20 protein-coding genes and 5 pseudogenes are annotated in these 21,771 nt (G+C 59.8%); 16 read left to right on the forward strand and 9 right to left on the reverse strand.

Going from position 1 to position 21,771, the window contains the following annotated elements:
* Positions 1 to 20: 20 nt before the first annotated feature.
* The 5 genes and pseudogenes from ABIC03_RS26440 to ABIC03_RS26460 form a co-directional block, all read right to left on the reverse strand.
* Positions 21 to 1,268 (reverse strand): MFS transporter, encoded by a 1,248-nt coding sequence (locus ABIC03_RS26440; RefSeq protein ID WP_354062324.1) that lies wholly within the window; start codon positions 1,266 to 1,268, stop codon positions 21 to 23.
* Complete coding sequence (locus tag ABIC03_RS26445) at positions 1,265 to 2,206, reverse strand: sulfotransferase family protein (protein WP_354062326.1); 942 nt, start codon at positions 2,204 to 2,206, stop codon at positions 1,265 to 1,267. The genes ABIC03_RS26440 and ABIC03_RS26445 overlap by 4 nt, the downstream gene beginning before the upstream one ends.
* Before the next feature lie 29 nt (positions 2,207 to 2,235).
* Entirely contained in the window at positions 2,236 to 3,540 is a 1,305-nt protein-coding gene (locus ABIC03_RS26450; RefSeq protein ID WP_354062328.1) for an aminotransferase class III-fold pyridoxal phosphate-dependent enzyme, read from the reverse strand.
* A gap of 41 nt (positions 3,541 to 3,581) precedes the next feature.
* Complete coding sequence (locus tag ABIC03_RS26455; protein WP_354062649.1) at positions 3,582 to 4,856, reverse strand: GMC oxidoreductase; 1,275 nt, start codon at positions 4,854 to 4,856, stop codon at positions 3,582 to 3,584.
* A gap of 51 nt (positions 4,857 to 4,907) precedes the next feature.
* Positions 4,908 to 5,096 (reverse strand): annotated as a pseudogene (locus ABIC03_RS26460) (FAD-dependent oxidoreductase); the annotation flags it as partial.
* An 896-nt stretch (positions 5,097 to 5,992) separates the two neighbouring features.
* Between ABIC03_RS26460 and ABIC03_RS26465 the strand changes: the two are divergent.
* The 11 genes and pseudogenes from ABIC03_RS26465 to ABIC03_RS26510 form a co-directional block, all read left to right on the forward strand.
* A pseudogene (locus ABIC03_RS26465) lies at positions 5,993 to 6,381 on the forward strand (ArdC-like ssDNA-binding domain-containing protein); the annotation flags it as partial.
* Between the two features lie 140 nt (positions 6,382 to 6,521).
* Positions 6,522 to 6,860 carry a helix-turn-helix domain-containing protein gene (locus tag ABIC03_RS26470; protein WP_283018199.1) on the forward strand — a complete coding sequence of 113 codons (339 nt, stop codon included), beginning with the start codon at positions 6,522 to 6,524 and terminating at the stop codon, positions 6,858 to 6,860.
* Between the two features lies 1 nt (position 6,861).
* Entirely contained in the window at positions 6,862 to 7,581 is a 720-nt protein-coding gene (locus tag ABIC03_RS26475) for an ImmA/IrrE family metallo-endopeptidase (RefSeq protein ID WP_354062330.1), read from the forward strand.
* A 110-nt stretch (positions 7,582 to 7,691) separates the two neighbouring features.
* On the forward strand, positions 7,692 to 7,898 hold the full coding sequence (locus tag ABIC03_RS26480; RefSeq protein WP_354062332.1) for a hypothetical protein: 207 nt from the start codon (positions 7,692 to 7,694) through the stop codon (positions 7,896 to 7,898).
* Positions 7,899 to 7,900: 2 nt separating this feature from the next.
* Positions 7,901 to 8,365, forward strand: coding sequence for a multiubiquitin domain-containing protein (locus ABIC03_RS26485; RefSeq protein WP_354062334.1), 465 nt, complete (start codon positions 7,901 to 7,903; stop codon positions 8,363 to 8,365).
* Positions 8,340 to 9,521, forward strand: coding sequence for a ThiF family adenylyltransferase (locus ABIC03_RS26490; RefSeq protein WP_354062336.1), 1,182 nt, complete (start codon positions 8,340 to 8,342; stop codon positions 9,519 to 9,521). Before ABIC03_RS26485 ends, ABIC03_RS26490 begins: the two co-directional genes overlap by 26 nt.
* A complete protein-coding gene (locus tag ABIC03_RS26495) occupies positions 9,518 to 9,973 on the forward strand; it encodes a ubiquitination-like system serine protease family protein (RefSeq protein ID WP_354062338.1) in 456 nt (151 codons plus the stop codon). The genes ABIC03_RS26490 and ABIC03_RS26495 overlap by 4 nt, the downstream gene beginning before the upstream one ends.
* A gap of 20 nt (positions 9,974 to 9,993) precedes the next feature.
* A pseudogene (locus ABIC03_RS39295) lies at positions 9,994 to 10,302 on the forward strand (hypothetical protein); the annotation flags it as partial.
* 16 nt (positions 10,303 to 10,318) lie between these two features.
* Positions 10,319 to 10,561 carry a transposase gene (locus ABIC03_RS39300; RefSeq protein WP_502917350.1) on the forward strand — a complete coding sequence of 81 codons (243 nt, stop codon included), beginning with the start codon at positions 10,319 to 10,321 and terminating at the stop codon, positions 10,559 to 10,561.
* An 818-nt stretch (positions 10,562 to 11,379) separates the two neighbouring features.
* Positions 11,380 to 11,604, forward strand: coding sequence for a hypothetical protein (locus ABIC03_RS26505; protein ID WP_148750447.1), 225 nt, complete (start codon positions 11,380 to 11,382; stop codon positions 11,602 to 11,604).
* Positions 11,601 to 11,798 (forward strand): annotated as a pseudogene (locus tag ABIC03_RS26510) (hypothetical protein); the annotation flags it as partial. The gene ABIC03_RS26505 and the pseudogene ABIC03_RS26510, both read left to right, overlap by 4 nt.
* A gap of 883 nt (positions 11,799 to 12,681) precedes the next feature.
* Here the strand turns inward: ABIC03_RS26510 and ABIC03_RS26515 are convergent.
* From ABIC03_RS26515 to ABIC03_RS26530, 4 genes are all read right to left on the reverse strand, one after another.
* Positions 12,682 to 13,251, reverse strand: coding sequence for an anthranilate synthase component II (locus ABIC03_RS26515; protein WP_354062340.1), 570 nt, complete (start codon positions 13,249 to 13,251; stop codon positions 12,682 to 12,684).
* Entirely contained in the window at positions 13,248 to 14,645 is a 1,398-nt protein-coding gene (pabB, locus tag ABIC03_RS26520; protein ID WP_354062342.1) for an aminodeoxychorismate synthase component I, read from the reverse strand. Before pabB ends, ABIC03_RS26515 begins: the two co-directional genes overlap by 4 nt.
* A gap of 116 nt (positions 14,646 to 14,761) precedes the next feature.
* Complete coding sequence (locus ABIC03_RS26525) at positions 14,762 to 15,121, reverse strand: Dabb family protein (RefSeq protein ID WP_354062344.1); 360 nt, start codon at positions 15,119 to 15,121, stop codon at positions 14,762 to 14,764.
* Positions 15,122 to 15,263: 142 nt separating this feature from the next.
* Positions 15,264 to 15,899: a GntR family transcriptional regulator gene (locus ABIC03_RS26530; RefSeq protein ID WP_354062346.1), complete on the reverse strand. Its 636-nt coding sequence runs from the start codon at positions 15,897 to 15,899 to the stop codon at positions 15,264 to 15,266.
* 203 nt (positions 15,900 to 16,102) lie between these two features.
* On the opposite strand from ABIC03_RS26530, the gene bioB reads away from it, so the two are divergent.
* The 5 genes and pseudogenes from bioB (at position 16,103) to ABIC03_RS26555 (ending at position 20,628) form a co-directional block, all read left to right on the forward strand.
* Complete coding sequence (bioB, locus tag ABIC03_RS26535; RefSeq protein ID WP_354062348.1) at positions 16,103 to 17,098, forward strand: biotin synthase BioB; 996 nt, start codon at positions 16,103 to 16,105, stop codon at positions 17,096 to 17,098.
* 51 nt (positions 17,099 to 17,149) lie between these two features.
* Positions 17,150 to 17,499: pseudogene (gene panD, locus ABIC03_RS26540) on the forward strand (aspartate 1-decarboxylase).
* Positions 17,500 to 17,582: 83 nt separating this feature from the next.
* The gene (locus tag ABIC03_RS26545; RefSeq protein WP_354062350.1) at positions 17,583 to 18,737 is read left to right on the forward strand and encodes an 8-amino-7-oxononanoate synthase; all 1,155 of its coding nucleotides are present in this window, start codon (positions 17,583 to 17,585) and stop codon (positions 18,735 to 18,737) included.
* Positions 18,734 to 19,366 (forward strand): dethiobiotin synthase, encoded by a 633-nt coding sequence (gene bioD / locus ABIC03_RS26550; RefSeq protein ID WP_354062352.1) that lies wholly within the window; start codon positions 18,734 to 18,736, stop codon positions 19,364 to 19,366. The genes ABIC03_RS26545 and bioD overlap by 4 nt, the downstream gene beginning before the upstream one ends.
* A complete protein-coding gene (locus tag ABIC03_RS26555) occupies positions 19,363 to 20,628 on the forward strand; it encodes an adenosylmethionine--8-amino-7-oxononanoate transaminase (protein WP_354062354.1) in 1,266 nt (421 codons plus the stop codon). The genes bioD and ABIC03_RS26555 overlap by 4 nt, the downstream gene beginning before the upstream one ends.
* Positions 20,629 to 21,771: the final 1,143 nt, after the last annotated feature.

Consider the following 21,771-nt stretch of genomic DNA (forward strand, 5'->3'; position numbering starts at 1 on the left):
TAAGCGGTCCTGTCCGCTAGTCAAAGACACAAACTGTGCGTGTGGCGCAGCGGCGACCGCCAGATCCACAGCACCGACGTCGCGCCCAGCACGCTGCTGGCCAGCAACGTGGCACGCAGGCCCGATGCGGCACCCGCCGCGCCGCCGACCAGCGCGCCCAGTGGCGCCAGCCCCCACACCACGCTCCGGATGCTCGCGTTCACCCGGCCCTGCATCCGGTGCGGGGCCAGCGCATATCGAATGGGGACCTGCTGCACGTTGTAGATCCCTTGGCCAACCGACAGCAAGAATTGAGACAATGCCACGTACACCAACGCGGCCCACCATGGCCGGGGGGGAAGCGCCGCCAAGCTCATGCCTCCAGCGCTGAGCGCCAGCGCAACCATCAGCACCGGCCCGAGGCCGATCGCGCGTCCCGCCCGCGGTGCGATGACCGCGCCGACGACGCCACCGAGTGCACCGATGCCGAGCACCATGCCGACAGTCCCGCCCTCCAAACCCAGATCTTTCGTCAGGTGCAGAAGGAAGACCGCGGAATATGCGTGGTACCAAAAGATGAAGGTGGCAGTGGCCAACGTGACTGCCCGCAGAATCGGGGTGCCGAGCACGGCGGTTAGCCCTTCGGCCATTTGGCCGAGTAGCTGGGTCGACCCGACCGCTGAGCGCGCGGCCGCGCGCATCGGCACGAGCGACAACAACGCGGCAGCGAGCAGGAACGAGGCCGAGTCGGCCAGGATCGCGGTCGGCGCGGAGAACGCGCTCACCAGCCAGCCGGCCAGGAACGGACCCGCTGCCAACGCGCTCGCCTGGCTGAGCTCCAACAAACTCTGCGCCTGGACCAGCTGAGTCCGGTCCACCACCGTGGGTACGCACGCCAGATAGGCCACCTCGGCGTTCATCGCCGCCACCCCGATCAGCGCCGTCGCCGTACAAAGCTGGACCATTCCGAGATGTCCGAGGCCGGCCAGCAGCGGAATCGTGGCCAGCGTTGCCGCCATCACGAAGTTGGCTATCAACAGGATCCACCGGTGCGGGAGGCGGTCCGCGATGACGCCGGCGAACGGGCCCGCCAACAGGTACGGCGCCCGACCGCAAGCCAGCAGCAGCCCGGTCTGCACGGGTCCCGCGCCCAGCAGAGTGATCGCGGTAAGCGGCAGCGCCAGCATGGTCACCTGGGAGCCCAGCAACGACACGGTCTGACCAACGAGCAGCGCCAGGTAGCCGTGCGGCAGTCGGAGCAGGGCGGCGGAACAGTGGGCGCGCCTCACGCTTCGACGCTCAAAGTCGGGGCCGATAGATAGCCCAGCCGGGCCAGTTCACTGCCGGCAATCCGCTCGAACTCAGCGATCTGAGCGCGCGTCAGATCCTCGGCGTAGCGACCGAGCCGGCCCGAGTGCAGCGGTTTGCCAGCGGATTCGGCCGCCGGGTGGCCGTACGGATGGTCGAAGAGCGCGTGCTGATACTCGGCGTGCCACAGCACCGCCTCGTCCCAAGGCAAGTCGAGGTGCTCCAGGATTTGGGTCAGGGTGGGTCGAGGACGACTTACCAGATCCTCGTAGCGCAGCTCGAGGTAGCGGTCCGGCGGCGCGACCCGATGCGGCCGGGAAACCACTTCAAGCCAGCCCCGCGCGGCTTCGGCGGCGGTCCGGTAACCCCAATCCGGCACGGTTTTCAGGTGCGAGGCGGCCACGTCCCGACCATCGCGCACGATGTGCACGAAATGCGCCCTCGGCCACAGCGGGGCGTAAGAATCGACCTGAGCGATCTTGCGCTGTAGTTTTAGTCCCCACCGCCGGGCTCCGGTGTGAGCCCTGCGGAACTCACCGATCTCGTTGATCAGCCGGCAGCGGTCGGCGAACGATACAATGTCATTGGCCACCTCGACCATTACCTTGGTGACCAGTTCGCGCACGTCGTCGAAGTCCAGGCCAAAACGTCGGCACTGCACCGCGAAGTGCACGCCGTCGTACCAGAATGGATCGATTGTGCTTTTTGTGGTGCCGGTGACCTTGGGGTCGCGGGCATCCAGCAGGTCAATCGCGCGCAGGATATGCGGACCGAGATTAGGCGGCTCGAGGAAGTCGATCTCCGGCCCGATCACCAGATCGGGATGAGAGTCCAGGACGACGCTCAGCAAGGTCGTGCCGGACCTGTTGTCGCCGCCGAGCAGCACCGGCGAAGTGGGAAATGGGTCGGCCTCGGGCATAGCGGTGTCCCCTGTTTGGCAGCTGGTGCTCATGGGTGGCTGGGCGCAGTGAACCAGCGCCGGACAGAATCCGGGGTAGCCAGGAAGTGATCACTGGCGAACCGCACGGCGGCGGCCACCGGATCCGGGTCGCCGCCGGTGCTATCCACTCGCGCCAGTGCCGCCGGCAAAGCTTGTCCTGCGGCTTCGATCGCGGCCCGTACGTCAGCGTCGGACAGTGCGGCGGATGGCATGAACCGGCCGCCGTACTGCATGAGGAAGCCCCGCGACCACATCTCCTGGAAAAAGGCGTGGCCGAGTTCGGCGTCGGCAAACATGACGTCGAACATGGTAGGCCAGGCGAACGCCCACGCCTCGACCTGCTGGCCGACAAAGACCTCGTTGAGTCCTCTAATGAGTTGCTCGCCAACCTGGCGCATCCGCGCCAGTGCGGTCCCGTCGCGCAGTGCGTCTAGGGTGCTCAGCGCGGCCGCGAACGGGGTAACCTCCCGCTGATAGGTGTTGCCCAGGTAGGTCTTTTCGGTGGCATTGAGCACGTCCGCCCGACCGGCCACCGCAGATAGCGCCATGCCGTTCGCCAGTCCTTTGCTCAGTGTGATCAGGTCGGGCGCGAGGCCGACTGCGGTGTGGTATCCGCCGAGGGCGTAGCGAAAACCGGTCATAACCTCGTCCAGGATCAAGAGGGCACCGTGCTGGTGCACCAGCGTCTGCAATCTGTGGTGGTATTCGGCAGGGAAGAAGTTGACCTCGGGGGTGATGATCACTGCGGCGACACGCTGGACGTTGGCCAATGTCTCAAGCAGGTCTAGGTCGTAGCGGAACTCCACGCTGTCCGGGTCCCGCCTGGGCAGTCCCATCTCTGGCCGGTCCTGTAAGTGCCAGTCGTGCCAGCCGTGATATCCGCTAGTAAGCACCAGGTTGACGCCGGTGTGCGCGCGGGCGAGGCGGACTGCGGCAGTGGTGGCGCATGAGCCGGTGCGGAAGAACACCGAGCGTTGCGCGACCGGGAAGATCTCCGCGAGCCGTTCGGCCACCTCGACCCGGTGAACGGACAACGGCCCGGGTAGGATGCCGCCGGTGCGGCGCATTTCCGCGGTGACGTGCGCGAGCACAGGTTCGTATCCGGCTCCCAACGGCGCGGCCCCGCTACATGAGGTGAAATCCACGTATTGTCTTCCACTAACATCCCAGACATGCGCGCCAGACGCGCGGCTCATCACCACTGGAAAACGCCGGTTAAGATCCCATTTCTCCGACGCGGTGATCCGCAACGCGCGGCGGAGCGCGGTTTTTTGGGCGTCGGTCGCGGCGAAGGTTGCACTGGACGTATTCATGGATATGAACGGTCTCCGGTTGATTCTCCGCCCATGCTCGGTCAGGCGAGCTGCGTGGCTATTCTTCGAGCGATCCGCAGCGCGTTCGCCTGAATAGTGAAGGTCGGGTTGACGCCTCCGGAATACGGAAAGAACCCGCCGTCCGCGACATAGAGATTGTCGATGTCGTGCACCCGACCCCAGCGGTCGACTACAGACTCTGTTGGATCGACCCCTGCGCGACAGCCGCCGTGCAGATGCCTGCTACCGAACTGATAGTTGGAATCCTGGTAATCGACTTTTTTCACGCCGGCTTCGGCCAGCAATTCCGACGCGCGTCGGGACAAATAGCCTAATCGGCGTTTGTCCAGCGGATGAGTCCAGTATTCAAGAATGATTTTCTGCAGACCTAGCCGATCTCGACTATTGGCCAGTCGGACCGTGTTTTCGCGCATGGGCTGATCGGCCGCCAGGAAATGAAGCCGTAGCGCTATATTGCCGTCACAAACCGCCTGTTCGGCAGGGCTGGCTTCGTAGATCAGTCCGCCCAGCCCGGAGGGCGCGTCGTCGTCGAGGTAGTGATCCGACATTGCGACCGTGGAGAACGGGCCGCCAGGCGACCGCGCGGGCAGCCGGTCCAGCGTGGTGTTGCCGGACACGTAGCCACTGATTTTGAACGAGATGCCGCTGCCGACCATACCAGTGGCATTGCCAATGCCGTTGGGCGCCATGGACTGCGCCGACCGTAGCAGCAGGGCGGCAGACTGCACCGCGTTGCCGGTGAGCACCACGCAGCGGGCGCGGACCCGAGCGCGTTGACTGGTGACGGTGTCCAGCCATTCCACCGAGTCCGCGCGACTCACGTTGCCCAGATCGATACGCACGGCCTTGCTGCCCAGGGCGACTGTCAGTGCGCCGGGCGGCAGGGGTACGTCAGTGAACGGGGACCGCGCGTCGGCCCTCGCACCGGTCGGACACAGGTGTTCGTTGCACGGGCCGCAGCAGTGACACGCCGGGCGGCCGCCATAGGGCAACGAGTTGATAGCCAGCGGGGTGGGGAACGGTCGCCGGCCTAGGCGTCCGCCCGCCTTGGCGATCAACAGGCCCTGTGGGCTGTACTCGTGCGGCGGCAGCACGGCGGGATCGCTGGGCGGTTCGAGCGGGTCCGCGCCAGGGAGCCGGGCCACCCCCGTCCGCCGTTCGAGCTCCTCGTAATAGGGGCGTAGTTCGGCGTAGTCGATCGGCCAGACTGGGTCGAGCGCGTCCGCGGCCACATGCGCTCGCGCATCAAAATCGACGGTCCTATAACGGAAGGCGATCCCGGCGTACAGCGTCATTCCACCGCCGAGTGCCGACACAGTCCAGGGGCGCCCGAACGGCGTCAACGTCCCGGCAGGAGAGGGCACCAAGGCGTCATCGAAACCACTTTGGACAGTCGCCAATGAGGCGCCGGGGGGAAGCGTCCGGCCTTCCTCGAGGATGAGCACCCGGAATCCGTTTCGAGCGATCTCGTGGGCGACTATCGAGCCACTGGCACCACTCCCGACGACGCATACGTCAACGGCATTAGCTGTCATTGTGTTACCTGACCGCTCTACCCGCAACGCGCCCTGTGATATGCTCCCAAAAACCGCTGTGGGTCGAAGTGCCGCGAACTTCTTTGGCCTTGGTCTGTTCTTTACTCGGCATCAGCGCTTTTTCTCCGTAATCCAAGATCCTGTCGTGCCGTTCATGTTCAGCTCAAATTGGCGCCTATTGCCCTATGGCGAGATAGAGCAACGGCCGTGCCAGTGCTCCTCGCGCGCATTAAGCGACTGATTGTGCTTTGAAACGGTTCGCGATGCGCAAACGGCGCACGGTGTTTGGAATCTCACAGCTTTGTGCAGCACTGTCAGAAAGCGGACAAGGATCGAGGGGCTGACGCATCCGGACCTTGCCCCACGGACTTGATCCGGGTTGAAGGCGATCCTTTTTGGCAATGCGCGCTGCGACCTGCAGACTTGCGGTGGGCTACCGCCAACTGCTGATAGAGGATTTCACGGTCCATGCCGCGCTTACAGCACTGTGTCCGTGCTGCGGAGGTCTATGGTCTCGGGGGCTGAGAGCCACAAAAAATTGACCCTGCGCGACAACGCCCGCGCGTGACCGGCGTGTGCCCATGCTACGCATTTCGATCGGATCGCAAATTCGCACTTAGAGTCAGAACGCCGCGATGCTTGCGCACGATTTCGATGTCAGCAACATAAGCTTCGTCCCCTTATCGCAATCCACTCGCCGGGCATTGACGGAGGCCTCACCGGTGTCGACGACCTGGGCTTTGAGGAGGATGGGACTCTGGATCGCACTCACGGTCGAGACGCACCGAGATGGTCGAGACGAGGAGATCTCCAGCGAGCCAGAGTGGCGGCCTGGATTGCCGTGACGGGTTTATAGCCGCGAGAGAAGCTCGCGGTGCCCGTCGTGGAGAACCGCAATGTCCAGGCACAACCAAGTTTGCAGAGCAGCCCCAGCCGGACCCAATTTTTATGACGAGATCACGAATAGACTCATTGCCGAGCTAGAGGCGGGGTGTGTGCCCTGGGTCCAGCCGTGGGGAACGGCCACGGCGAAGGCACCGCTTGCCATGCCTCACAAAACATCCTGATCCTCTGGGGGCTGTGGTCGAGCGGGGGCTTCTCCGGCCAGAGCTGGCTCACCTTCCGGCAGGCATTGTCGCTGGGTGGCCACGTCCGCAAAGGAGAGCGAGGAACCACGGTCGTCTATGCTGACCGCTTCGTGCCCGAAGAGGAGAGGAAGCGGGCGATTGAGGCGGCCGACGAAGCCCAAGAGATTCCCATTCTGAAACGTAAGGTCGGCTTCTCGCGCGGCGAGCCACTCGAGCTTTTTCGAAAAGATTGGAATTCTGTGACAGCGACCGTGTTGCTCAAGCGAATTGACGCGAGTCAACGATCGGACTACGCTAATCTGCGTATTAGCGTCGCAGACGCGTCCAAGGGAGTATTATGGCGACGAGTGAGAAAACTTTCGGCGGTGCCATCGCCGAAGCGCGAAAGTCAAAAAGCTGGAGCCTAAAGGATCTGGCATCACGTATTTTGCGCGAAGACGAAGACCCTATCTCTCCGCAATATTTGAATGATATTGAACATGATCGCCGGAGCCCCTCTTCTGATCGCATGGTGCAGCAATTTGCTGACGTCCTAGGCATCAATCGTGATTGGCTTTACTATTTAGCCGGGCGGTTTCCTGAAGACGTTCGAGTTCGGAACCTCAGCGAAAAAGAGGTAACTGAAGCAATGGTGGCATTCAGGGGCGGGCCTTCAAAGGGAAGGAATCGTCGATAGTGTGAGATACGTCCCAGACAAAACAGGAAGGTTTTCTCAACGCCCGCATTACAAGCCGGAAGAGCTTGATCGCGAGTGCGAAAACATCGTTGCTGCCTTTTTAAAGGACCGAGGTGGGAAAGTCAGCTATCCCCTCTCTACAGACGATTTAACGGTATTGATCGAGCGCGACACCGAATCCCTAGATCAGTTCGCCGATCTTTCAGCCTTCGGTCTTAAAGTCGAGGGTCTAACCCTTTTCCAGCCCGGCCGGAAACCAAAGGTGAAAATCTCGGCCCGCCTTGCAGAGGACGGGCACCGACAAAATCGCCTTCGTACCACTTTGGCCCATGAGTACGGGCATGTCCGCTTTCATGCCTACCTCTGGGAAATTGAACCCCCGAGCGGCGATCTACTGAAGCGCAAGCCCACTGCGAATATGCAAATCTGCTATCGCGACACTATGCTGGACGCCGTGCAGACCGACTGGATGGAATGGCAAGCAGGATATGCTTGCGGTGCATTTCTGATGCCGGCATCGGCACTTCGGCGGCTTGTGAGACCATACATCGAAAAGCATGGATTGTTTGGGGTCGTTGGCGAACGCGATTCGCACGGCCACGCGCTGATCGAGCTGGTGAAGGATGGTTTCGAGGTTTCCGCAGATGCCGCGCGAATCCGCCTGATTAAACTCGGGATTCTCGGTCCTACGGGCGCCGGCCCCTCTCTTTTCAGCATCTAATTCATAGCTGCCGGGAGGCCGAAAGCGGGACGATTGTATTTCCTGCGACCCGGTGCTACGCTAATTAGCAGATCGGCGGATATGTTGCCGAATGCCAAAAGGAACGCTCGATGTCGAAGCACTGCAAAACTGGACTTGACAACCGTTGCCGCGATCTGGATGGCGAAATTCGCCAGAAGCGCGGCGACACCTTGGTCGGTACGCTGCGCAAGTCTTATGGGCCTGATTTCGCGGCCGGTGTTCGTAGCGACATGCGGCTCGATACGTTACGCGAGCGTGTGGGCACTTCACTCTCGAAAATTCTCAAAGGGGAATAGGGATGACTGACGCTAAACACGAAGTACGCATTCACATCGATCAGAAGCCCTATCATTCACCCAACCCGACGACCGGCGCTGACCTTTATGAGTTGGGACACGTTCCCGAAGGCAAGGTGCTCTACAAGGAAATCGAAGGCGACCACGAAGATAAGCTGGTACGCATAGACAGCGCCAGCCTCCACCTTGCCGAAGATGAGCACTTTCACAGCGGTGAGGCACCAGAAAAGCATTACATCATCATCGTCAATACGGATCCCATAGTTGTCGACCACGATGTTTTGACATTCGATGAACTGGTGAAAATTGCGTATCCAGTTCCGCCGGCCGGGCAAGACCCCGAATTCACCGTCAGCTTCGAACACGCAAAAAGCGTCCCGCATCACGGCGATCTGCCGGCCAACGGCAAGGTCACCGTCAAGAAACATGGCACGATCTTCGATGTCGATCATACCAATAGATCGTAGTCCTGATCTCCAACGGCTGCGCACGGAAGGATACAACGTCCAAATAACCAGCGCGGGAAACTTGGTTGTTCACGACGTTCCTTACGTCAACAGCAAGCGGGAGATCGCGATCGGTGCCGTCGCCTCAAACCTCGACCTCGCCGGCGACGTGACGGCGCGCCCGCAAGATCACACAGCCAAATTTATCGGCGAGTATCCGTGCGACAGTCAGGGAAATACGCTGACTGTCTTGCGGCATACCAGTGGGTCATTCGACCTCGGGAGCGGGCTCATCGCCCAACACTCCTTCTCCCGGAAACCGCTGCGCGGGCATTACGAGGATTACCACGAGAAAATGACGGCTTACATCGCGCTGATTGGCAAACACGTCGCCGCCATCGCCCCGGAAGTCACCGCGAAAACACACAAGGTGATTGAACCGGAGGATGACAATTCCTCGTTCAAATATCTCGACACCGCATCTGCGCGCGCGGAAATTAACACAATTACCGCCAGGCTCGCTGAGGACGCGATTGCTATCGTTGGCGTCGGCGGCACAGGATCGTACGTTCTCGACATGGTCGCTAAGACGCCGGTCAAGAAAATCCATATCTTCGACGCTGACAGGTTCTTGACGCACAATGCGTTTCGAGCGCCGGGGGCGCCCGCGATCGAGGAATTGCGACTTCAGCCGCTCAAAGTCGAATACTTCGCTTCGATTTACGGACGCATGCATCGCGGTATCGTCCCGCATCCCGTCAAAATTGACGCAACCAATATCGCCGAACTTGAAGGCATGTCCTTTGTCTTCCTCTGTATGGAAGGAGGCGCTGCAAAGCGTGCTATCGTCGACAAGCTGGAGGCGATGGGGGTTCCTTTCGCGGACGTTGGTATGGGCCTCTATTCTAAACGCAACTCGCTCGGAGGTATGCTGCGCAGCGTCATCAGCTTACCGGATGCCCGCGATGTTGCGCGTGCGCGCATATCGTTCGCATCTGATGATGCGAACAACGAATATGACAATAACATCCAGGTTGCTGACCTTAACGCGCTTAATGCGTGTTTGGCGGTGATGGCTTGGAAGAAATTACGTGGCTTTTATTTTAACCTGGGCAAGGAGCGCTTCGTTTCCTTTACGATCGCGAATAGCCTTCTCGTCAAGGACGATGTCCTATGAAAGAGATCGAGACCATCCAGCCCGAATTTGTCGATCGGATACCGAAGGTCCTCGATAACGGCGTGATTTACATCTCACAAAAATACGCAACAGCCGCTCACAATTGCTGCTGTGGATGCGGCACAAAGATCATGACCCCTTTGAAGCCCGGCCGCTGGCGGTTGGCAATCGAAGGCAATGCTGTGAGCCTATACCCCTCTATCGGAAATTGGAGTACGGACTGTCAGTCGCATTATTGGATCAGGAATAACCGCATAGATTGGGCGCTCGCCTTCACTCCCGACCAGATCGCAGCAAACCGCGCCCGTGATCAATATGTACGGCAGGAAGCACATGCTGAGCGCTACAGAAGAGAGCGCGGTTTCTGGGGGCGCCTTTGGGACAAGATTGGCTGGAAACACCTTTGGAATAAAATACAAGGCGCCTGGCAGGCTCTCCAAGACCGGTTCTAGCGTCGCCTAACGGCCGTCTGATGACTCGCTTGGCTACTTCGACGGAGAAGAGATATTGGTCTAGTCTGCAAACAGGCTGCCGTTGCAGTCACCTTGCCCAAGCCCATGACGTCGAATGCGAAGGCGGAAGGCCGGTTCGGGGGTTCGGCAAACAGGACTTCGCCTATCTGCCTGATGAGGACGTCTACCGCTGCCCATCCGGCCAGCGGCTGCCTATCACTACACAACGTCGAGCACGGAATGACGCTGCGCCGTTATGGTCGACAGCAGCGTGCCAAGGCTGCGCGATCAAGAGCCAATGCACGCCGTCAAAGGAGCGCCGCATCACGCGCTGGGAGCATGCGCATGTGGTCGAGGAGGTCCAGAGACGGGCTCGATTCCAATCCCGATGCCATGCGGACGCGGCGCGAGACGGTCGAGCATCCCTTCGGCACGATCAAAGCCCGTATGGGTGCGACACACTTCCTGATGAAGCGCCTAGGGAATGTAGCCGCTGAGATGGCGCTGCATGTTCTCGCCTATAACCTCACAAGGGCGATGAACATCGTCGGCAAACCGGGCGTGATTGCAGCCATCCGCGCCACTTGAAGGCGGCGAAGTGCGCCAAAGGCGACGCCGCGCGTCGCTTAACCACCTTGGCCGGCTATTTAGACGCTCCGAAGCGAAAACATTGGCGGCCTGGAACGATTGTCGACCACGGCCGCCTCTGAGCTATCCGTTTCCACACAACCAAGACCCATTGCGGAAGTGGTCGGCTTTAGGGAGGAGCGCCCTAAACCTTCGTATTGTTCCGTCACCTATCTATATGCCGGACGATTACCTACGTTCAATTGAGCTGCTGATCGTGATCGTCTTAGGTTGCATGCGTTGGAAACGCGCATAGGCTCATCAAGTGCGATAGTGAAAAAGGATGATCGACGAACAGCTGCGATAAAGCCAAGAGGAGAGTACAATGCCCAACTGCTCCGAAAGTCTTAGATCTGGCGGTGCCGCGCGATGCGCAGTTTGTGACGGCAAGTTCGGTCTCGTCCGGCACTACTCGTGGCGAACGCCTCTTTGTTCCAAGAAGTGCGTCGATCGCTTCAGAGCTCGCAGGGAAAGTGACCGCAATTGGGTGGGCTGGATCCAGATCACCTTCAACCAGCTGCAAGAGAACCGCGCGAGGGCTTTGTGATGGTCCAGATCTCTCAACGAGGCAAGGCATATTTAGAGACAGCACGGACTTTGCTCCGTGCAGCCCAAACCATGACCGACTCAGCGATTGCGGGTCAGCTAAAGGTCCTTGCCGACGACTACGAGCGGCGTGCTGAGAAAGCTTGGCATGTTAATGCGGCCAAAGCATTCGCCCGATCGGCTGCTAGCGCCGAACGCGAATTGCGTGCATGACCGGGTGGGCAGCTTCAAGCATGTTCCCCGAATTCTGTACCATTGAAGCGCTGAACCTGCGCCCCGGCTCCAAGGAGCTGGAGGCATTCAACGTCGAGCGTGTGCGCGGCTACCTCGAGTGTAATCTCGGCTGCAAGAAGAAGGAAGTGATCCACGCGCTAGGCCTGCATCCGCGCACGGTGGCCAAAGCCATCAAGATCATCCGGGCAAATGCCCATCGCAGCGATGGTGCTCTCCAGTCGTGATCAAGATCATCGCTGTGCTCTGCGGTCTTTCCTCTCCGGCAAATTGCCACGAGCAGACCGTGACCACCTCGGACTTCGCCGACGTCTCGATGCAGTCCTGTCTGATGGGTGCGACGCAGCTCGCCGAGTGGATGAACCTGCATCCGGCAGAACGCCCGGCGGGCTGGCGCTGCGTGATTAGCTTGACATGCGGTGGCAGAAAAAATTGCAGTTCTGGCGCTGCTGCTCGAGAAGTGCTCCCAGTTTCGTCAGAGAGTTCGCCCCAGGTACAGCAGCCCTCATGTCGAGAACGAAGCGCTCTGGCTTCGGCACAAACTAAAAGTGGGCTGCCAATCCGCCTTCAAATCGTTGGCCGCTTTCGCGATGAGGCCAACGCTGGTCCGTATCGCACGCATCTGAAGGAAGCCAGACCTTGGGCCACCAGCGGCCAAGTGTTAGAGCAAGAGGGGTCTGAAACTGTCGATTGTGGGTACCCAGGGCTTGCGCGCCGTCTGATCGATACCGGTCTCGACACGCGACATGCCGCTCATCCAGGTCTGCGTCATGATCTTCTGCTCGGTCTATCTCTTCCTTGGGTTGCTGGTCTATATCGCCGGGATCCCATCTGACCCGAGGCGCGGTCATCATTGAAACTGATCAGACCATTGCTGCAGTCGAAGCGCTCGCCCCGGTCGCGCCGGGGGCGGTCCGCTCGCAGGCACGAATCGGCGCTAGCATCGTTGCCGCCTGATGGCGATCACACGTCCCGTACATCGCCCCTCCCAACATCGGCGCGCCGGTCGACGATGACTGTTCGCGCGCTTGTGCTCGGCGCTGCCGCTCGGCAGCAATTACCTCGGCCGCGCGTCCTCAGCCGCATCGTTGTCGGCGCGCACTCTCAATCGGGATCCTGCGGCGGCAACTTTCCTTGCCATCCTGATGGGCGGCACACTCGGCATGCTGAACGCTTTTGGTGCCGTCGAACGAACGCGGCGGCGCTCTACTCCAATCGAAGAGATCAACCGCTCGGAGCGGGATTCTGAGCAGGCCGGGAGCCCATGCGTGTGACGCAACTTCAGCTCCTCACCCCCTGGAAGACTATATGAGTCGCAAGAAGTTGAGCAGCAGCACGTCCCCTTGTTGGGTAAGTATCGATTCAGGGTGGAACTGCACACCAATAGTTGGGTGATATCGATGTGCGAGGGCCATGACCTCGCCTTCCTCCGAACGCGCTGTCACCGTGAGATGCGACGCGCATGACTCATCGACCTCGACAACGAGAGAATGGTAGCGCCCCACGCGAAGTGGGGACGGAAGTTCCTTGAATAGCCCTCGGCTATCATGAGTTACGTAGGAGGATCGACCATGCATAGGGCGACGTGCACGCGACACTTGAGCGCCGAAAACGCTCCCAATGCACTGGTGACCGAGGCAGATGCCTAAAATAGGGACTTGACCCGAAAGTTCGCGGACGACGGCGGTGGATATTCCGGCCTCAGCTGGACCGCAGGGACCGGGTGAGATAACTACTGCGCGCGGCTTGAGGCCAACAAGATCGCTAACGCCGACCACGTCGTTCCGGATCACTTCCGTTGCTTCACCAAGCTTGCGGAAATAGCGGGCAATGTTGAAGACGAAGGAGTCGTAGTTGTCGATGATGACAATCAAGATGCACCGGATGTTTCAGCACGAAACGCGTCAAAGATTCGCTGCGCCTTGGCGAGCGTCTCTTCGTATTCGGCCTCTGGATCCGACATCGCCGTCACGCCGCCACCCGCATGAAACACGGCCAGATCGTCGTCGATCGTGACAGTGCGGATCGCGATATTCGTGTCCATGTGCCCGTTGAAGCTGATAAAGCCAATCGCCCCGCAATAGACGTATCGCGCCGCCCGCTCGATTTCCGCAATGATTTCCATCGATCGCACCTTTGGCGCCCCTGTAATGGAGCCTCCGGGAAAGCAAGCTCGAAGCAGGGTAATAGCGTCTTGGTCGTCTGCAAGTTCACCCGTAACGATCGATACGAGGTGGTGCACTGAGGCGTAGGATTCGAGGCCGCCCAGCACTGGGACGTCGATCGAATGTGGAGTGCAAACGCGCGACAGATCGTTGCGCATGAGGTCGACGATCATAGTATTCTCGGCACGGTCCTTTTCGGACGCGACTAGGATCTCAGCGCGACGCTGGTCTTCTCCGGAATTCGCGGAACGCGCGATCGTGCCCTTGATGGGGCGCGTTTCGACCTGTCGTCCGTCGAGCCTCAGGAATCGTTCCGGCGAGCTCGATGCAATGGTGAGCTTGCCGTAGCGCAGGAGGGCTGCAAAGGGTGCCGGGTTCAATGACCGTAGCTGGCAGTAGAAGGCAAGAGGATCAAATGAGGTCGACAGGCGGGCGCTGAAGCGCTGCGCAATGTTGGCCTGGAAGACCTCTCCAGCCAGAATCAAGTCGATGACGCGCTGTAGCGCCGCAATGTAGCCCTCACGGCTGAAGTTCGAATGCCATGCGACAGCTCGGCCGGGGGAGACGTTGCCCGACGTCTTTGGGCCCGCAAGCAATGCTGCTGCAAACTCGTCGGCTCGACGGCGTGCGCGCTCCGCGCGACGTGCGGGATCCTGCTCCGGCCATCCGGTAGAAACGACCCAGCATCTATCGTCATGGTGGTCGTAGCTGATGACCACGTCATAGAAATGGAGGATGGATTGGGGCAAACGCTGACCGGGAATCGTCGGCGCCGACAATCGCTCCAGAGTCCTGTTCAGATCGTAAGCAAGGAAGCCCGCCGCGCCTCCCTGGAACGGCGGGAGATCAGGACGATGCTCTTGCGGATACTTGGCGAGCAGGGTGCGAAGGACTTCCCATGGATCGCCCTCGAGAGCCACTCCGTTGCAACTCGCTTGTCCGTCCGCGACGATGTAGGTGCTGAACGGCTCGCAGGTCAGATATGAGTAGCGCCCAAGCAACTCATGCCTTGCTGCGCTATCGAAAAACGTGAGGTGTGCTCGATGCGCGAGACATCGCATCGCTGTGACCGGCTCAATCCACTGCAGCTCGCGGACGTGCATGGGACTGTCAGTCACCGACGACTGGCGTGTTGTGAGGCGTGCTCCGATTGTGATCCCGACCCCAACGAGAGCGACGCTCGTCTGGGACCCGCAAGCTCTTGAGATCGATTGTCAGGTTAACCCCCGCCAGTGGACACAGTGCGCCAAGTAACCTGGCTCCTCGCTGCCGTTGAGGCCAAACGCGCATCTGTTGATACATTGTAGTCCGCCGCGAACCGTAGCTCCCGGAGCGGTCGTACCCGCCTGATCGATTCCTGGTACAGATCGTGCGCCTTGTAAGCTGCGAGTTCCGTCTCGTTGTCGAACTCACCATAGACCACGACGTCAACATCGTTGCCGAGCTGGTCGGTCTTGCGATTGCGAGCAACCTCGAGCCGGCGTGCATGTGGGATTGTGGTGAGTACCGATAGGCCTTCGAGGATTTGGTCGATATGGGCCTTATCCTTGGCGGTGAACAAGACGATGTGACGAATCATGGATAGCCGTTAGTGAGTTCGGAATACGTCGCATAACTACCTTAGGATTGAGGCCGCCGCAACACTCGCCAAAGCGGTCGTGGCTTGACGCCCTTGCGATGGTCTGCGGGTTTCAACGAGGCTCATCCGATCTTATTTCTGCTCAGGAAGCGGGAAGGGCAAGGCGCTCAATCGTTTGAATGTGGCGCGCGAGCAGGTTACAGGCTTGATCGACGTTGCGCGCTCGAAGTGCCTGCAGAATCAGGCGGTGATCCTGGTTGGACCGGGGTCGCCAGCCGGCATTTCGCGCCATTGCGAACACCAATCGTGAATTTGCGAGTTGTAGTCCGTCGAGGCTCGCGAGAAGGCGCGGCATCGCACAGGGCGCCACCAGCGTGTGGTGAAAGGCGCGGTTGGCCGTCTCAAACTCCTGAATGGTCTGGGCATTGTCTGCTTCAATCAGGGCGAGCTCGATCTGTGCCAAATGGGCAGATGTGAGTATTGCAGCTGCATTGCGCAATGCGACCACTTCGAGCGCGGCGCGCATCTCGGCGATCTCCTTCACTGAATTGGTGTCGAGCGGGGCAACCCGCACACCGCGACGGCGCACAGCGACGACAAGATGTCGGGCCTCCAGTTGCCGAAAAGCCTCGCGCACCGGGACGTGGCTGGAATTGAATTCCCGCGCGACATGATCCTGCCGGAGCGGGACGTCTGGCTGCAGCGCGCCGCTGATGATGCGCTCACCAATTGACTCCGCAATGCGCACCGCAATCGTCGTGTTCTCGTCAGTCATCATAGATTATCTATCATTGCCCCTCCGTCGATGATCGGCATATGGCCCGCTCGCTTTGCAGAATTACTGCAATCCTTGCAGACTTTCGCGGTCTTTTGGCGTCGGCATACGCTTAAGTTTAAAGTTGGAGAGGCAAAGAAGGCGGGAACGGGCGGTCACATTATAGATAATCGCCAAGATTATCTATTGTCAGGAGGGCGAGACTTATGGTTGCTGCCGCGGGAGTGGAACGAAATGACAGGGGCAGCAGCGCGCCGGTCCGACGTGACTGGCAGCGCGCCGAGGCCGAAGCGCTCTATGGCCTGCGGTTTGCCGACCTGATGTTTCAGGCGCAGAGCATTCATCGCAAGAACTTCGATCCAAACCACGTCGAAATAGCAAGCCTGCTTAGCATCAAGACCGGCGGCTGTCCGGAAGACTGCGGCTATTGCTCGCAGAGCGCGCATTATGACACCGGCCTGAAAGCGACCCGCCTGATGGATCGCGCCGAAGTGGTCGCCACCGCCCAGTGCGCCAAGGACGCTGGCGCGACGCGCTTCTGCATGGCCGCGGCCTGGCGCAGTCCGAAAGACCGAGATCTCGATCAGGTCTGCGACATGATCAGCGCTGTTAAAGACCTTGGCATGGAAACCTGCGTCACGCTCGGCATGCTGACGTCGAAGCAGGCCACCCGGCTCTCCGAGGCCGGGCTCGACTTCTACAATCACAACGTCGATACCTCGCCCGAGTTCTACGACAAGATCATCACCACCCGCACCCTGCAGGATCGCATCGACACACTGGCACACGTGCGCGACGCCGGCATCAAGGTCTGTTGTGGCGGTATCGTCGGCATGGGTGAGCGCGCCGAGGACCGGCTCGGCATGCTCGTACTACTCGCCAATCTTCCCAGCCATCCGGAAAGCGTGCCGATTAACCTGTGGAATGAGGTCAAGGGCGTGCCGGTCAATGACACCGCGGAGCGTCCCGATCCGATCGCACTGGTGCGCCTGGTCGCGACGACCCGGATCATGATGCCGAAGAGCGTCGTGCGGTTGTCCGCTGGACGGCAGTTTATGACCGATGAACTGCAGGCGCTGTGCATTTTGGCCGGCGCGAATTCAATCTTCATCGGCGATGTGCTGTTGACCACCAAAAACCCGCGGCGCGACCGCGACGCGAATTTACTGGACCGGCTCGGCGTCACGTCCGGGCTTGCCTGATTGAAGCAGCTCAACGAGCACGCTGTGCGCAAACTCCGGTTTAGGTGAGGAATGCAGATTGCGTTGATGAAAGGCAAAATCCTTCGCGCCTCGGTGACTGAAGCCGATCTGCACAGTGATGGCTCGATTTCGATGATCGTGTGCTGCTGGATGCGGCAGGAGTCCTGGACAACGAACGCGTTGAAATCGGCAACGTCGAAACCGGAGCGCGCTTCGCCGCCTATGTGGCGGAAGCCCCGCGGATCTGGCACCATGCATTTGAACGGAGCGGCTGCGCGACTCGGGATGCGCGGAGACGAAATTATTATCGTTGCATATGCCTCCTTTGATGAAGCGGGAGCGAAACTCTTCAGACGCGCGTTGTGGTGGTTGACAGAGAAAATCGCATCTTGTCAGGTTGAAAGCCAAGAGCCCGTTGCTGAAGCTTTGTTCTTTGCGGCCATCAGAACTTTCGCGAGATCGACCGCTACTTTGCGAGTGAAGAATGAATTCAATCCAGAGGGCCAAAGTTGGCGACTATGTCGCGGCCTTGCATGCCTTGAGGGAAGACAACCGGCTGCGTGGCCTCAAGCCGCGCGCCGGCATCGATTTTGCGTCGAACGACTATCTGGCGCTGGCGAGCGCGCCTCGGATGAAAAAGGCTGTCTCCGCCGCGCTCGAGGTTGGCACACCGATCGGAGCCGGCGGGTCGCGGCTTCTGCGCGGCAATTGCGACGAACACGAAACTCTCGAAAAAGAGGCGGCTCAGTTCTTCGGGGCCGAGACGGCGCTATTCTTTGGTGGCGGTTATGTCGCAAATTTTGCCGTCCTGACAACGCTGCCGCAGCGGGGCGATCTGCTTGTTCTCGATTCTCTGGTGCACGCCAGTATTCATGAAGGCGCGCGCGCTGGCCGTGCCGAGTTTCGGATAAGCGCCCACAATGATCCCCAATCGATCGAAGACACGATTCGTGACTGGCGGGCCGGGGGTGGAGCGGGTCGGGTCTGGATCGTGGCCGAAAGTCTCTACAGCATGGACGGCGATTTCGCGCCGCTCGAAGGCCTGGTCGCGATCGCGGACCGGTACGACGCGTTCCTGATGGTGGATGAGGCTCATGCCACGGGCGTTTACGGCGAGCAGGGACGAGGGCTCACCGCGCCCTATGAGGGACGCGAAAATCTCCTGGTCGTTCATACCTGCGGCAAGGCGCTGGGCGCTGCGGGCGCGCTCGTCACTGCGTCCGGCGTGCTGCGCGAGTTTATGGTCAACCGTTGCCGTCCATTTATCTTTGCCACTGCGCCATCACCATTGATTGCTGTTGCCGTGCGGGAGGCACTCTTCATCCTCCAAGAAGAACCTGAGCGGCAGCAGCGTCTGGCCAAGCTGGTCGCGTTTACGCATCGGGAGATGGGTTTGCGCGGTTGGCGAAGTCCTTCGGTCTCGCAGATCGTGCCGTACATCGTTGGCGACAACGCGCGTGCGATGCGGCTCGCCTCCGCACTGCAGGCTCGCGGCTTCGATATCCGCGGAATTCGGCCGCCAACCGTGCCGGCGGGCACGGCCCGTTTGCGAATTTCACTGACGCTCAACGTTGGGGAGGATGATGTGCGTGCAATGCTCGATGCTCTCTTCGAGGAGACCAGAGGTGAAACTCGATGAGGCAGCAGATCGTGGTGACAGGGACAGATACCGGGGTTGGAAAAACGGTGCTTTCCGCGGGGCTCGCCAATCTTCTTGGCGCGCACTATTGGAAACCGATTCAGGCCGGCCTCGAAGGAGAGACTGATTCCGAGCTCGTCGCACGGCTGGGCAGTCTCTCGCCTGATCGCATCGTGCCGGAGCTTTACCGACTTCGAACCCCCGTTTCGCCCCATCATTCCGCTGAAATTGACGGAGTTCGCATCGAGCCAGATTCGCTCAATGTGCCAGACACCGGGGAGCGACCGTTGGTGATTGAGGGCGCTGGCGGCCTGATGGTGCCGCTGAGGGGCGATACACTTTACATTGATGTCTTCGAACGATGGCGACTTCCGGTCGTGCTTTGCGCGAGCACGGCACTGGGCACCATCAATCATTCGCTGCTGTCGATCGAGGCTCTGCGAAAGCGCCAGATCCCTATTCTTGGCATTGCCTTCATTGGGGAACCAAATGCTGAGACCCAGATCGCAATTCGGGAGATTGGGCGGACGCGTTGGTTAGGGCGATTGCCCTGGCTGTCTCCCCTCGCAGCAGATACGCTGCAGGCCGCCTTTAAAAGCTCGTTCCGTGCCGATCAATTCAAGCAATGAGGACGAAGCCGAAGTCGCCGATCTGGCATCCGTTCACACAACACGCGCTCCAAGAGGAGATGACAAAAGTTATGCGTGGAGATGGCGCCTATCTCCACACCGCTGATGGTCGTCGAATTATCGATGCCATATCATCCTGGTGGGTCGTGACCCACGGCCATTGCCATCCACATATCGTGAGCGCCATCCAGGAACAGGCGGGCAAGCTCAACCAGATCATCTTCGCAGGCTATACCCACGAACCGGCGGAGGAGATCGCTGCGCAACTCTTGAAGCTCGCATCCGATGGCCTCGAGCATGTCTTCTTCTCGGACAGTGGCTCGGCCTGCGTGGAAGTGGCGCTAAAAATGGCAGTCGGCTACTGGCACAACATCGGCAAACAGCGAAGATGCATTGTCGTGATGCAACATTCCTACCACGGGGACACAATTGGTGCGATGTCGATCGGTGCCCGAGGGGTGTTCAACGCGCCGTACGCTCCCCTCCTGTTCGACGTGACCTCAATCCCGTTTCCTGCGAGCGGTCGTGAGCACGCGACGCTGGACGCGCTGGAGTGGGCTTGTCGAAACGAAATGCCCGCCGCTTTTATTGTGGAGCCGATGATTTTGGGGGCAGGTGGGATGCTGATGTACCCGGCGTGGGTGCTAAGAGAGATGAAGCGGATCTGCGAGGCCTCTGATGTCCTGTTCATTGCCGACGAGGTCATGACCGGCTGGGGGCGCACCGGAACATTATTCGCCTGCGAACAGGCCAATGTCACTCCCGATATCGCCTGTTATTCGAAAGGCCTCACGGGAGGGGCGCTTCCGCTCGCTGTAACACTTTGTCGCGCGGATATTTTCGACGCGCACTATTCGAAAGATCGGACACGTACCTTCTTTCATTCGAGTTCTTATACGGCAAATCCAGTGGCCTGCGCCGCGGCAAAGGCCAACCTGGATCTCTGGCAAGATCCGGAATCTCGCCAACGTGTGGCGTCGGTCGCCACAATGCAAGAGCAGGCAATTGAGCCATTCCGCGCCGACCCGCGCTTTGCAAACGTCCGTCGGACCGGCACGATTACGGCACTTGATCTGAAAGCGAAGGATGGAGGCTATCTCGCGGGCGTCGGTCCGAAGCTTCAGGCTTTCTTTCAAGACCGAAATCTGCTGCTGCGCCCGCTCGGCAATACGATCTATGTAATGCCACCGTATTGCGTCACAGGGGCAGATCTTGATGAAATCTACGTCGGCATCAGAGATGCCGCCGATGCGCTAGCTTGAGGCGGGCTTGGCGCGTTTAGCGAGCGGGAACCCAAGGTTCGACCGTCGGGTTTCCGATTGCCGCCCTTTGACCGCGTAAAGCCAAAGATGGTGGCACTGATAACTCCAGACGAGTTGCTGTACGCACCCCATCGGCGCCAGTTGAATTCCGTCGCGGAAAGCCGCCCGCACGGGGCATTTAAGCGTCAACGCGCGACTCATTGCATTAAACAAGATGGAAAGATAGTTACAGTCAATAATTAAGACTTGGCCGGCGAAGCACCCCGATGGAGCATGCCGCTTCGCCAAGGAGGCGCAATTCAGAGCTCAAACTCTTGCGCCCGGTGTCCGCACATGCCGCGAGACTAGGCATCGCCAGCTTCGCACTTCACGTGCGGGCATGGTGCTGCAGCGAAGAAAGGGGGTATCCACCTAATGCCGACAGGAGGCGAGGAATGCGCAACAGCTCTCATAGTTCGCACCGCGGTTCAGTAAGGTGCTGCGCGATATGCGGTGGAAGGTTCGGGCTGATCCGTTATTACTGCTGGCGAACGGCCCTTTGCTCCAAGAAATGCGTCGGTCGCTTCAAGGCGCGGCGGGAGGCCGACCATCAATGGTTTCGCTGGTTGCGAGCGGCTTAATGCATGGCTACCACGCTATGAAATTTATACTCGTGAATCAAAGACCCCGCGCGGCGACAGAACCTGCACCGAATGTTCTCGGTCCTTAGGTCCGGGTTACGTGCGAGAGGTGGTAACGCGGAGAAAATATTGCAACTACGATTGCTACCGACGCTGCCACTTAATGGACATCGCCTTCCCGTACCTTACAGCGCGTGCCGATTCTAATTCCGACACGAAAGATCTCGTTCCTCTTGGGCTCGCAGCCTTGCTGGGTGCGGCTTCGTTCTGGTTTCAGGTTGGGGCGGCCTCGATGTCATGGATCAACACAGGCGCGCATGCCGACGAGCCGTCTGCGGCTGAGCGACCTCCCTCGGCTTAAGCTGGACTGAGTCGTCAAGCGTGACCCAAAGCCGCTCCGCATGAGGAAGAACGGCTGAGAAGTTCTTATTTGATGATCGCGCGATCATTGGAGGTTTTGATGCGTCCGTACGTGACCCTGGAGAGGTAATTTCCTTTTATCATCTCCCCATTGACAGCTTCC

The organism is Bradyrhizobium sp. RT6a (assembly GCF_040547675.1).
Taxonomy (GTDB): Bacteria; Pseudomonadota; Alphaproteobacteria; order Rhizobiales; family Xanthobacteraceae; genus Bradyrhizobium.